Genomic DNA, 12,070 nt, shown 5'->3' with positions numbered 1-12,070 from the left:
TTATTTAGTTAATCAAAATAATTTTAGGTTGTCAAGTTACCTAGATAAGTGGCAAATAGTTATTGAAAGTGGGGCAAAATGTTTGTTAGAATCAATAAAAAGCTATATTCCCTACAATGAGCAAGAAACGAAGGATAAGGAAGTAATTATGTATTGCACTGAAGTATTTGAGGATGTTTTAACGAGGAATAATAAGGTTGCTCATTTTACTAGCTCGGCATTTGTAGTTAACCGAGCGAGAGATCGAGTACTCATGATACATCATAATATTTACAATTCTTGGTCTTGGATAGGGGGCCATGCCGATGGAGAAGAAGATTTGTTGGCAGTTGCCGTAAAAGAATTAAAAGAGGAAACTGGAGTGAAGAATATTTCCCTGGTTTCTTCAGATATTTTTTCCTTGGACGTACTTACAGTATTGGGTCATATAAAAAGAGGAAGCTATGTGTCCCCACATTTGCATCTATCGATTGCTTATTTAATCGAAGGAGATGAAAACGATTTACTAAGGGTTAAAGACGATGAAAATAGTGGTGTTCAATGGATTCCCATTGAAGAAATCAATATCTATAGTAATGAACCTCATATGCATAGGGTCTATGAGAAGTTAATAGCAAAATTAAGTGAACTCTAATACATTTGTTAATGACAAGTGTGATATCTACTCAACAGTTCTGCATCCACAAGCTCTTTGCTTACTTGAAAAGTTGGCAAAGAGCTTTTTTAAGTGGCAAGGGATTTCTAAAAATTTGATCGTTTGTCTGCAAATTTAACTCGATAATGAAGGATATCTAAAGAATTTGTCGAATTTAGTTAACGGAGATTGCCTTCTAAAATACACAAGTCAATTCTCGTCAAATCAAAAATTTTTGATTCTATTATGCTGTTTTTGGTCTTTATAATTTACTAAGAGGTTAGGAGCTAGCATCCATGTGCATTACTGATCAGAGTAAAGAAAAATGCTTATTGGGTTCATTTATCAGCAAAAAATTCTGCAAGAATGATGTTTCTCCAGCGTATATACTTGTTTTTATTGCTACTTTTTCGGAACTTTATTTTTCTTATGTTAATAGGTTTGATATCAAATACACTGTACTGTTGCTTTTGACAACTTACTGTGTATCGTTCATTCTAAATACGCCTTTATTTTTAGCAACTTATTATGTACTGACGCTGGTTTTGGTGTTAGTAGCTCTTTATTTCTCAGGAGAGACGTATTTAAAAAAAGATACTCTAATTACTATTTTTGCGTTTTTTTTCGCCATTCACTATCTAAACGTTTGGCAAAGACACAAAGCACACAGGAAACTTCAAAATAGAATTGATCACTTAACCTATCGTGACCAGCTCACGGGATTATATAATCGTAGTTTCTATGAGGAAGAGGTTAAGCGATTAGACACGGAAAGGAATCTTCCCATTTCTATCATTTTAGGGGATGTAAATGGGCTGAAGCTAGTTAATGATGCTTTTGGGCACGACAAAGGTAATGAACTCTTACAGAAAGCAGCATTAGGTATACGAAATGTATGCAGACCAGAGGATATCGTTGCTCGCTGGGACGGAGATGAATTTGTGATTCTTCTACCAAAGACAAAAGCCGAAGAAGCCGAAAAAATTGTTAAGAAAATTAAAGAGTTATATTCATATGAATATGTCAATGCTCTTCGAGTTAGTATCGCATTTGGTTGGGAGACGAAGCATAACCCCGATGAAGATATTCTGGAAATTTTAAAAAATGCTGAAGATTATATGCATAAACATAAAATTATGGAAAACCAAGGCCAGCGAGGGAATACCATAACCACTATAATACAAACTCTGCATGAAAAGAACCCTAGAGAAGAAAAACACTCCCAAAGGGTCAGTGAACTATGCCAGCATATAGGACAAGCAATAGGTTTTTCAGAAATTGAAGTAAGTAGACTTAAGGTTGTTGGCCTGCTTCATGATATTGGAAAAATTGCAATTGAAGAAGGTATCCTCAATAAGCCTGGAAAACTTACAGATTTAGAAAGAAATGAAATAAAAAGGCATCCCGATATTGGGTTTAGAATTTTAAACTCGTCGAATGACATGTTAGAGATTGCAGATTGCATTTTGGCACATCATGAAAGATGGGATGGGACAGGTTATCCAAAAGGTTTAAAAGGTGAAGCTATTCCAAGGATAGCAAGAGTCATTGCTCTAGCTGACAGCTATGATGCTATGACCAGTGAGCGATCATATCGAAAAGCTTTGAGTGAAAAGGAAGTTCTTAAAGAAATTCAAGAGAATGCAGGTACTCAGTTTGATCCGGAAATTGCAAGGATATTTATAGAAAAAGTACTATTAACCGGAACCTAGTTAAGATGGTCGAGATGGAGATTGTCTCTGGATTTTTATCTATGTTTTTAATGAAGGTCCAGTGTGGCTATTTAGCTTAGGCAAGGATACAGGAGAGAAAATTATAATGGGGAATATAAAGGTTATATTCATTTAATGTCGAATGTTAGGCACATGGGTCTGGTTTTCTAATACTTTCAAACCACCTTGAAGTTAGTTTTCTAGTTAAGTTACTATATGGTATATGCTTATAACACGGAGGTATTGAAGTGACAAAATTCGAGGCTTATCAGCTTATAGTCGCGGAGGTTCAGCAGTTTTTCAATGATGACGTTGCCGTTACTCTTTTTGATACAGAGAAGGTTGTTGCCTATTACCCAGGAAAGACGATCGATACTAAAGCAAAGCTTGGCAACTCGCCAACGCCCGGTTCAAACGTTTTGGAAGCTCTCACGAGCGGAAAGCGCGTTGTACGACGTATATCCAAAGAACTTTTTGGTGTTCCCTTTGTCGGTATCGCTCTGCCAATCTTTAATGAGTCAAAAATTGCTGGTTGCCTTGCTATTGCATGTTCGACTGAACTTTATGATAATCTACTCGCAACTGGTAAGGATATTATTGAAGCCGTGGTAACAATTTCTTCTTCAGCTCACCATTTGTCAGGTGCTACTGAAGAACTCGCCGCAACGATTCGAAGTATGGACGATGAGACTGAACATGTAAGCGCAGAGATGCGTAGAACCAATGAATTAACTCAGCAAATCAAGAAAATTTCCAAACAGAGCAACATCTTAGGGCTTAACGCAGCTATTGAAGCTTCTCGAGCGGGTGAGCATGGACGAGGGTTCGCTATTGTCTCGGATGAAGTCAGAAGGCTTGCTTCGGATACCGAAACCTCCACGAAGGCGATCGACAGTAACGTGCAGGAGGTTCAATCCTCTGTGGGACTTTTAATTGAGGCAATTAAGCAGCTGACGGCAGTAACTGACAATCATGCTAATGATGTGTCGGAAATTGCTCGCAGTTTGGCAAGTATAGAAAGTATGGCTAAGAAACTTGTGGAAATGGGACAAAGCTAAGCAGTCTCTGGAGGATGTAGATTAACAAAGTGCTTCGCGTCAACGTTGACGCGGAGCACTTTGTTTGTACTTGGCTACAGGGACACTTGGCCGCCATGGTTAGCGTACCGGGTGGAACCTTGTTGTAGAGTTAAGAATGGAATTTAGTGAATGTGGTATAATATATATCTCTCAGTTGAGATGAAGAGGAATGAAGCTTAAGTATTTTATCGCGGTGCGTTGTTACTGCAGGGATTCAGAAGGTAAATGTCGAATGGCAATCCAATAATTGGTTTATATCAAATATAACGAGAGTGGGTGAGGCCTATGCCAGAAGAACAAGAAGAATCCATCTATGGATTAACCTTTGATCAACTAGTGGCATGGCTTATGGAATATGGACATAAAAAGTCTAGGGCATCACAGGTTTGGGATTGGCTCTATAGGAAGCGGGTAAGGCATTTCTCGGAAATTATTGATGTCAATAAGGAGTGTCTTTATTTATTAGCAGATCATTTTGTTATTCAATCGTTAAGCGAACACTCTAAGCAAGAATCTGCGGATGGAACGACTAAGTTTTTATTTAGGTTAAAGGATGACAATTTGATTGAAACGGTATTGATGAGACATAAATTCGGGTTATCGGTTTGCGTCACTACCCAAGTAGGTTGTAACATGGGCTGTAGTTTTTGTGCAAGTGGGTTATTAACAAAAATTCGTGATTTATCCAGTGGCGAAATCGTGGAACAAATTATGAAGGTCCAACATCATTTGGATGAAGCGAAACTTGAGGAAAGAGTGAGTCACGTTGTAGTGATGGGGATTGGTGAACCATTTGATAATTTTAAAAACGTAGCAGACGCTTTACGGATTATTAAAGATCATAAAGGACTAGCCATTGCTGGAAAACGTATTACAGTGTCGACGAGCGGGCTTGCAGATGGAATTTATGAATTCACCGATAATAGTTTGCAGGTAAATCTAGCGATCTCATTACATGCACCAACAAACGAGCTCCGAACGCAGATAATGAAAATAAACCGAGCTTTCCCCATAGAGGAACTGATGCAAGCAGTTGATTACTATTTAAAAAAAACGAATCGCAGGATTACGTTGGAATATATTCTGTTAAAGAATCTGAATGATCGTAGGGAGCATGCCCTTCAACTTGCTGCCCTAATTGGGGATAAGCACCATCTCACAAATGTTAACTTAATTCCATATAATCCGGTGGATGAACATAATCAGTATCAAAGAAGTGAACATGAGTCGATGTTAGCGTTTTATGATACGCTGAAAAAACAAGGTATTAATTGTAGTATTCGTCTTGAACATGGGACAGATATTGATGCCGCTTGTGGGCAGTTAAGAAGTAAACAACTCAGGTCATTGATCCCATGATGAATCGATTTACTTATTCTAAATTCAACCAATCTGAATTGGAGGGACAGGATGATAGAGAAGATACTCGTTACTGGTCGTTTATTTGATGTTATGCAGAGCCTTTTAGCCAGCAAGCTAGATAAAGAATTACGTTTTCTATCTGAAGACAGAGTTTCAGAGTCTGACCTAAAATGGGCAGATGCTTTCGTTTCTTTTAGACCAACAGCTAACTTTCAGTTTGAGAATATAAAATGGGTGCATTCGCTGGGGGCTGGTGTCGACTCCTTTCTAAACAATAGAGCTTGGAAAAGAGACGTGATATTATCACGTACTATTTGCTCTTTCGGGCAAAAAATTAGTGAATATTGCTTGAGTTATATTCTTAGAGACTTGCAGCTACATGAGGTCTTTCAAAAATTAAAAGAGTCTAAAGTCATCAAGACGTTCGAACCTCTAGCCATTTCTACCCAGAAGATTGTTGTCTTTGGAACTGGGTCTATAGGTCAAGAAGTTGCAAGGCATTTCAGGTTCTTTGGAGCTCAAGTAATGGGAGTCTCACTCAGTGGATTACAAAAAGATCCCTTCAACCAAGTAGTGCCTATACACAAAGTAAGCGGTAGTCTACAAGACGCCAATTGGGTGATAAATACTCTTCCCTTGACACTTAAAACGAATAAATTATTTACTTGTGATTTATTTAAACATCTCAATAAGGCCTGCTTTATCAATGTGGGCCGAGGTGCATCGGTTGACGAGTATTCCTTACTTACAGCACTAGACAATAAAAATTTGCGTTTGGCAGTATTGGATGTACTTGAGAACGAACCATTAGCACACGATTCTCCCTTATGGGAGCGCCCGGAAATAATAATCACGCCGCACATTTCAGCCATAACTTCACCTGAAGAGGCAGTTAATTGTTTTTTAGATACTCTCAAAAATGTGGATCAGGAAAGGTTTCCATTAATTAATCAAGTGGAAATTGATAAAGGATATTAAGTTTTTCTAATTTAACAAGTGGTTAGTACTGGAAAAGATAGAAGCTATCATAAAAGGAGCGGTAATGATGGAATGGGTAAAAATACAGACTCTTTATGATTCTGAAAAGAAGGCGCTTAATATCGCAAATATTGTCGCAACTACAGAAGGAAGGTTAGCCAATCAACAACGTGGTCCCCAATATGAAGTTGAGACCCGCATAGAACAGGTAGGCGAAAAATGGCAGGTGTCTTGGCGCAAAGTCTTTGTGGGCAATAAAACGGGCTGCGGTGGTGGATGTGCATCTTGCAGTGATAATTTGCCAAAGAAAAATAAAGGCAAGGTGTTGCCTTTTAGAAAACCTTCAGTATAAGATCATCTTCAATGTTAATGGATGGATTGATTCGTGTTACTACTTAGGTACCTTGGTCTGAACAAGTGACCCTTAGCAGCCAGTTTTTTGGCGGATCAAAGAAAAGGTTGCGTGTATAGAAAAATACCATAAACCACAAGCTATACACTAAACAGACAACTGTTTTTAGTATAACCGGAGGTGTAGACCTGTGCGGAAATGGGAAGAATTAACCGAAGATGAGAAAATGATAATTACAACGATGCAAAGGCAGGAAATTGGACCTGATGAGCTCCTCCAAAGGATGCGCAATTCTGGGAGAATGGATGAAGAAGCTCTTGCAGGTTTAAGAAAAGCTCTTGATGATGTAAGAGATTTTCTCGTACACTAAAAATGAAATGATTCATTTAATCAAAGTTTATTTAAACTTTATAACTTAACCCAACTTTTAAAACCCTAGGTAAATTTCACCTAGGGTTTTAAAAAAAATCATATTGGGAGACCCCCTTAAAAAAATATTAGGCACGTATATGTTTTATTAGGTGTGGAAAAGTCTAAACAACAATGTCAGCAACTCACTCACTTAAGAGTAACGTATAGAAATAATGAAAATTGAAGTTAAGAGACCATGTTTAGAAGAAAGAAGCGAAGTTACTGCTATGAGAATTGCATTAATAACTAAACCGATTGTCGAATCAGAAACTCCAGAGCCATTGATATTCAAATCTTTCAAGCAAGACCCTGTACTTTACGCAGAAACGAGAGATATTGGCGTAGTCCCATATCAAGTTACTTACGCGGCATTTAATAAAGTTAAATTTTATCTTGATTTCAGTACCGTAGCAGACCCGGAAATTGTTAGTAACTTAGAGAATGTAGCAGAATTTACTATTTCTAAGATCAAAGCTTCCTTACACATCCCGAAGGAAATTATTAAAGATGTAACGTATGATATTAATAAAGTGGACTGGGTTGTCTATTTCGAAATTATCCTCAGCCCATGTTTGGCACAAACTTCTTTTATTGAACTCCTGAGTTATTTTACGAATGAGTGCTTATAGTCACCCATCCGCAGACAAAACAATTTATAATCAATTATTTGGTAATAAAAGGGTGTCTGCGTATTAGAGACCCTCAGATCTTGAGATGTATGGTTGTCCATCTTCTTTGTTTTATGGTAATATAGGGCCGTAGATACTCTTCTTGAATTTTCGAAAGGACAACTATGAGTCATACTAATCTGAGTCATACTAATCTGAGTCATACTAAGTTGAGTCATACTAAGTTGAAATCAATTTAAGTGAGGGGGATTATTATGCCCAAACAACTATATAGAGTTCTATGGTACTTGGCCATTTTCTTCATCATTGTGACGGTTATCACTTTTACTTTTGGTCTCATTCTTGTAGGAGCAGCGATTGTTAGCTTATTTGGGATTTATCGTTATTACCTAGGGAGAAAGAGATCAAGAAGCTTTAGGGAGTCGCCAAAAAGGTATTTCTCTGGTGAAATTATCGATATACAAGCAGAAACAATTCCACAAGCAACTAACGATAGATATTTTGAAAATCAGAAAAAGAGTTAATACCACGTTTCAGATAATCACGAGTAAATAATCAATGGGCACTCAACAATTGAGTGCCTATTAATACTGTAAAGCCTTAAACAAATGACTAAATAAAATATTTAACATATTATAAAATGATGATATAATGATTCTAAGAGGGGGTGAAAGTGATGAGAATGCTGGCTGAATTCTTTCCTGAATTTGCAGAGAAATTAGATGATCTCGATGCGCTGTATAAAGAAAAAAGAATGATAGATGAAAAAACATATCAGTTTATTTGTTTCGCCCTTTCGATTAAAGGTCGCTCAAAACCGTGTGTGTTGAAACATTTCAAAGGTGCCCTGGAAGCCGGTGCGACTGTAGAGGAATTGACTTATATCTTGGCACTCACCATGCGAGAAGCAGCAGGAGCCGATGATTGTTGGACTCATGAAGTAATTGGTGATTGGCAAGAGATCATTGCTGGAAATATCAAATGTGATTGTGAAAAGTAAGGAGATTGTCCAAATGGAGATTAAAGTACTGGGCACTGGCTGTAAAAAGTGTAAGCAGTTAGAGGAATTAGTAAAGGAAGTCGTTAAAGAAACTAAAACAGAGGCAGTGGTCATTAAAGTAACGGATATTCAAGAGATTGCGAAGGCCGGGATAATGCTTACACCGGGCCTAGTGATTGATGGAAAAGTTAAATCTACAGGAAAAGTTCCCTCTAAAGCAGATCTGGTGAAGCTGATTACAGAAGGTGCATTAAAATAGCAGTAAATCACACTTGATTTTCTGTTTCGGCAAGAACATTCGGAAAATAACTATTATAGGGTATCTAAATAAGAGAAGATAGAGTCTGCATTAAATTTAATGTAGGCTCTATCTTTGTATCGTGAACTAGACCTTTAGCTCTGGTAAAACCTAATTAATTAGGAGTTCGAAATTACTAAGATTTTTCAAGATGTTTAATTGAATAATTAGCATTTAGCTTCAACCAGAAATTAAATCACATGAAAATTGTTCCATTGTTTGTTTTCCATCTCTCTGTTAGTCTAACTAAGTAAGAAGAATTCTTTTTATTGCATTGTTGGGCTAAGGAGGAATACAAATGCAAGTGTGGTCAACTAAAGCGTTCAGTAAAATAGGAGTTGTAGCAATACGACGCATATTTTTGAGCATTCTTGTGTCAATTATAATTTGTTTATCCATACAACCAGTAAATGCAGCGACACTATACGATAACCTTAGTGCACTTAAGAACAATTCCAGTTCTCTTCAAGATCAGGTTAATGTACAGCAACAATTGCAGGCCATTGCAGAAAGCCAGGCACAATCGATCCAAGAATCAATTAATGTATTGAAAAGCGCTATCGATCAGGATAACCTAGTTATAGAGCAACACAAAAAAACCATAGCAGATTTAGACCTGGAGCAACAAAAGTTAGCTGATCAGCAGAAAAAAGATACAGAGACTCTTGAGAGCTACGTTAGAAATCAGTACACTGAGGGGGATACCCCCTATTTAAGCTATATAAGTTGGTTGGTTGGTTCGACAAGCATTAATGATTTAATCAACAGATGTAGTTATATTGATACAGTTCTTAGCTTCTATCGAGATCTGAGATTTAAGATATCGGCAAATGCTGATGAAATCAAGGTAAAGCGGAGCTTGGAAGAAGACGAAACAAAAAAACTAACAGATGAGATTCAGTCTAAGCAGCAACTTTTAGACGGTCTTAATGTAGCGTTGGCAAAGCAGACTGAACTAGTAAATTCAATTACTAATGATGAAGCACAAATTATGCAAGTGCAAAGTCGGGGTCAAGAGAATATTAGCGAAACTGAGCGCTTAATTGCGGCAGAACAACTGCAAGCTCAACTTGTTTCACAAGCGAAGTATCAGGAGATACTAGCGTCTCAACTGAAAACAGATAGTTTACAGGGTACGTTTAGCACCCCTGTGAAATTAGATGGACAGGTAGGGCAGTTGCTATCCTTTGCATCAACGTTCCTTGGGGTACCTTATACTTGGGGAGGTACTTATCCGCAATTCGATTGTTCAAGCTTTGTACAGTATGTATATGGACAGTTTGGTATTAAACTTAGTAGGGTAACTTGGGACCAATATAGCGAAGGTCAGAGCGTTTCGAGAGAAAACTTACAAGCTGGGGATTTAGTTTTCTTTTCTACGTATCAAGCAGGCCCATCTCACGTTGGCATCTATGTTGGTAACGGTATAATGATTAACTCTTCAAATAGTGGTGTTTCCTACGCTAGTATAAATAGTGAGTATTGGTCTAGTCGATATTATGGCGCAAGACGTGTGATTGCTCAGTAATCCGGGGTTATTTCATAAGCGATCAAGCGGTTGATGCTAAAGTCCTATCTTTCCATTAACAAAATAATTGTGCAGTATGGGATTAAGTCTTCAGCTTGATCCCTTTTTTCTATATATGACCATTCACATCACTTATGTAGCTCTCCAGCGCTCTCATGCCTTGTAGTGCTGCTAGCGATTAGGGTACTCCGTTCAAGGTTTGTTAGGTCTAATGAGTATATTCCTGAACATATGGTGAAGCTTAAAACTAAGTTTAAAATAAGTAACAAATTGGGGGTTCCTCAATGAAAGATTACTATTTGATACTTGGAATTAATGAACATGCTACGAGCGATGAAATAAAGATTGCCTTCAGAACGCTTATGAAGGTTTGGCATCCAGATGTATGTTCTCAAAATGACGCATATGATAAATTTGTTGAAATTGTTGAGGCATATGAAATATTAAATGATCCGCACCAACGCAAACAATACGATGAAATGCGCAATGCAAGTGAGGGCACTTTTCAACCGACTGAGGAGTCATCTATGTCTTTATTCGGATGCCTCATAATATTTTTCCTCGCAATACTAAGTTTTACTTTTGTCGCGTTTATTGCTTACAAAGTATACATTACTCTACACTCTACATAGTATTTAATCTATGAATGATTCGATATGAATCGCTTACCGTAGGCGGTTAGAGTTCTTTAGGTAGGTAATAATCTGCTCAACGGGGATTTTTTCTCGGACCTGATTATCGACTCCAACCATTGTTTCAGCCTGGAACAAAGAGTTTAGACAGGCCTCCTCGGAGGCATCTGAAACTGCCATGATAAAGGGGTCAAGAAACTCTGCGTTATCAATGATTAGAGGCTTTGCTTGGGGATGAATCCAAGGGTAATTAGAAAACGCCATTTCAATATTTCCGCACCCCCAGCGACAGATATTTCCTACTCTACTTAAACCCAACGGGGGTCTTTTGGCTAGACGCTTTAACTGGGGGCAGGTCAACGGAGCATCGGTGGCTATAATAGTAATATTTGAGTTGCGATGTGTTGGAGCTTCGTTGACTGGAAACATGCGACTGAATGGGATGCCTTTAATTATTAAATCTTCACGCTCGCCAAAGTTACAGACCATTAATACTCCCAAGGTCCAGGTTCCCAAGCTGTTTTTTATGTTGCGAGAACAGGTACCCACCCCGGACTTGTAGGCCATGGTGATCATACCTACTCCTGCTCCGACATTACCCTCCGGAACAGACCCACCAGAAGCTGTGGCAATGGCAGTAACTCCAGGCATATCGGTTACAGCATTGTATTTGCCTGTAGGCAGGGTGCCAAAGTCGAGCCCTAACTCCCTCACTCTAATTCGAACCACCTCCTCCATACTAACCAGTAAATACTATGAGTAATTATTGGTCTATATTCTAAGGTGGAGAGACTGTTCAGCTTTATAAATCAATGAAACAATTCAGAAAAATAGATGGGACAGATGAAGAAAATATAAAGGAATGGTAAAGAAAATAGCAGACGAAGGAAAATAACTGTTGACAGCACACACTGAAAATGGTACTATAACTGAGCGCCACAAAGACGCACAATGATTGAGCAAGTAAGGGGTAGAAACCTCGAGCTAGTCAATCTGGATCAGGTAAATTAGTCATTGACAACGCGAGTTGAAAATGCTAAGATGTAGATCTGGCCCAAGTGGCTAATGAAAAGTCATGGTCTTTGAAAACTAAACAACAAGGACAGCCAATGAGAGAAACTCGCAAGAGTTTCAAAAGAAATCATGAGCGAATCATCTTCTTCAATGAAGTTGAAATAACTTTTTATGGAGAGTTTGATCCTGGCTCAGGACGAACGCTGGCGGCGTGCCTAACACATGCAAGTCGAACGGAGAATTCAATAAGCTTGCTTAGAGAATTCTTAGTGGCGGACGGGTGAGTAACGCGTGGGTAACCTACCCATAAATCCGGGACAACCCTTGGAAACGAGGGCTAATACCGAATAATCTTAAGAGCTGGCATCAGCATTTAAGGAAAGGTGGCCTCTGAAGATGCTACCGATTATGGATGGACCCGCGTCTGATTAGCTAGTTGGC

General features: G+C 38.3%; 14 protein-coding genes and 1 rRNA gene. 14 read left to right on the top strand and 1 reads right to left on the bottom strand.

The window, feature by feature from the left end; genetic code table 11:
- Nucleotides 1–82: 82 nt before the first annotated feature.
- From DOT_RS10810 to DOT_RS10750, 13 genes are all read left to right on the top strand, one after another.
- Nucleotides 83–634 (top strand): NUDIX hydrolase, encoded by a 552-nt coding sequence (locus DOT_RS10810; RefSeq protein WP_040411870.1) that lies wholly within the window; start codon nucleotides 83–85, stop codon nucleotides 632–634.
- Between the two features lie 296 nt (nucleotides 635–930).
- Nucleotides 931–2,346, top strand: coding sequence for a diguanylate cyclase (locus DOT_RS10805; protein WP_083824068.1), 1,416 nt, complete (start codon nucleotides 931–933; stop codon nucleotides 2,344–2,346).
- Nucleotides 2,347–2,594: 248 nt separating this feature from the next.
- Complete coding sequence (locus DOT_RS10800; protein WP_009618219.1) at nucleotides 2,595–3,404, top strand: methyl-accepting chemotaxis protein; 810 nt, start codon at nucleotides 2,595–2,597, stop codon at nucleotides 3,402–3,404.
- Nucleotides 3,405–3,710: 306 nt separating this feature from the next.
- Nucleotides 3,711–4,784, top strand: a complete 1,074-nt coding sequence (gene rlmN, locus DOT_RS10795) for a 23S rRNA (adenine(2503)-C(2))-methyltransferase RlmN (RefSeq protein ID WP_009618217.1) — start codon at nucleotides 3,711–3,713, stop codon at nucleotides 4,782–4,784.
- 51 nt (nucleotides 4,785–4,835) lie between these two features.
- Nucleotides 4,836–5,765: a D-2-hydroxyacid dehydrogenase gene (locus tag DOT_RS10790; RefSeq protein WP_009618215.1), complete on the top strand. Its 930-nt coding sequence runs from the start codon at nucleotides 4,836–4,838 to the stop codon at nucleotides 5,763–5,765.
- Between the two features lie 67 nt (nucleotides 5,766–5,832).
- Entirely contained in the window at nucleotides 5,833–6,117 is a 285-nt protein-coding gene (locus DOT_RS10785) for a hypothetical protein (protein WP_009618208.1), read from the top strand.
- A gap of 190 nt (nucleotides 6,118–6,307) precedes the next feature.
- On the top strand, nucleotides 6,308–6,487 hold the full coding sequence (locus DOT_RS10780; RefSeq protein WP_009618197.1) for a hypothetical protein: 180 nt from the start codon (nucleotides 6,308–6,310) through the stop codon (nucleotides 6,485–6,487).
- A 214-nt stretch (nucleotides 6,488–6,701) separates the two neighbouring features.
- A complete protein-coding gene (locus DOT_RS10775) occupies nucleotides 6,702–7,157 on the top strand; it encodes a hypothetical protein (RefSeq protein ID WP_009618195.1) in 456 nt (151 codons plus the stop codon).
- A gap of 254 nt (nucleotides 7,158–7,411) precedes the next feature.
- A complete protein-coding gene (locus DOT_RS10770) occupies nucleotides 7,412–7,681 on the top strand; it encodes a hypothetical protein (RefSeq protein WP_009618193.1) in 270 nt (89 codons plus the stop codon).
- 152 nt (nucleotides 7,682–7,833) lie between these two features.
- Nucleotides 7,834–8,157, top strand: a complete 324-nt coding sequence (locus tag DOT_RS10765; RefSeq protein ID WP_009618191.1) for a carboxymuconolactone decarboxylase family protein — start codon at nucleotides 7,834–7,836, stop codon at nucleotides 8,155–8,157.
- Between the two features lie 13 nt (nucleotides 8,158–8,170).
- Complete coding sequence (locus tag DOT_RS10760; RefSeq protein ID WP_009618189.1) at nucleotides 8,171–8,416, top strand: thioredoxin family protein; 246 nt, start codon at nucleotides 8,171–8,173, stop codon at nucleotides 8,414–8,416.
- A gap of 337 nt (nucleotides 8,417–8,753) precedes the next feature.
- Entirely contained in the window at nucleotides 8,754–9,983 is a 1,230-nt protein-coding gene (locus tag DOT_RS10755; RefSeq protein WP_009618187.1) for a C40 family peptidase, read from the top strand.
- Nucleotides 9,984–10,267: 284 nt separating this feature from the next.
- The gene (locus tag DOT_RS10750; RefSeq protein ID WP_009618185.1) at nucleotides 10,268–10,615 is read left to right on the top strand and encodes a DnaJ domain-containing protein; all 348 of its coding nucleotides are present in this window, start codon (nucleotides 10,268–10,270) and stop codon (nucleotides 10,613–10,615) included.
- 33 nt (nucleotides 10,616–10,648) lie between these two features.
- Here the strand turns inward: DOT_RS10750 and DOT_RS10745 are convergent, their stop codons facing one another.
- Nucleotides 10,649–11,329, bottom strand: a complete 681-nt coding sequence (locus DOT_RS10745; RefSeq protein WP_009618183.1) for a P1 family peptidase — start codon at nucleotides 11,327–11,329, stop codon at nucleotides 10,649–10,651.
- 468 nt (nucleotides 11,330–11,797) lie between these two features.
- Here DOT_RS10745 and DOT_RS10740 point away from each other — a divergent pair.
- A 16S ribosomal RNA gene (locus DOT_RS10740) occupies nucleotides 11,798–12,070 on the top strand; the annotation flags it as partial.

Source organism: Desulfosporosinus sp. OT (genome assembly GCF_000224515.1).
Taxonomy (GTDB): Bacteria; Bacillota; Desulfitobacteriia; order Desulfitobacteriales; family Desulfitobacteriaceae; genus Desulfosporosinus.
Note: the sequence above shows the minus strand (reverse complement) of the source record. Positions and strands in the feature narration are given on the sequence as shown.

Coding starts and splice junctions, on each gene's coding strand:
- DOT_RS10805 (WP_083824068.1), top strand. CDS start 931: ATGTGCATTACTGATCAGAGTAAAGAAAAATGCTTATTGGGTTCATTT.
- rlmN (WP_009618217.1), top strand. CDS start 3,711: ATGCCAGAAGAACAAGAAGAATCCATCTATGGATTAACCTTTGATCAA.
- DOT_RS10790 (WP_009618215.1), top strand. CDS start 4,836: ATGATAGAGAAGATACTCGTTACTGGTCGTTTATTTGATGTTATGCAG.
- DOT_RS10785 (WP_009618208.1), top strand. CDS start 5,833: ATGGAATGGGTAAAAATACAGACTCTTTATGATTCTGAAAAGAAGGCG.
- DOT_RS10775 (WP_009618195.1), top strand. CDS start 6,702: ATGAAAATTGAAGTTAAGAGACCATGTTTAGAAGAAAGAAGCGAAGTT.
- DOT_RS10770 (WP_009618193.1), top strand. CDS start 7,412: ATGCCCAAACAACTATATAGAGTTCTATGGTACTTGGCCATTTTCTTC.
- DOT_RS10765 (WP_009618191.1), top strand. CDS start 7,834: ATGAGAATGCTGGCTGAATTCTTTCCTGAATTTGCAGAGAAATTAGAT.
- DOT_RS10760 (WP_009618189.1), top strand. CDS start 8,171: ATGGAGATTAAAGTACTGGGCACTGGCTGTAAAAAGTGTAAGCAGTTA.
- DOT_RS10755 (WP_009618187.1), top strand. CDS start 8,754: ATGCAAGTGTGGTCAACTAAAGCGTTCAGTAAAATAGGAGTTGTAGCA.
- DOT_RS10750 (WP_009618185.1), top strand. CDS start 10,268: ATGAAAGATTACTATTTGATACTTGGAATTAATGAACATGCTACGAGC.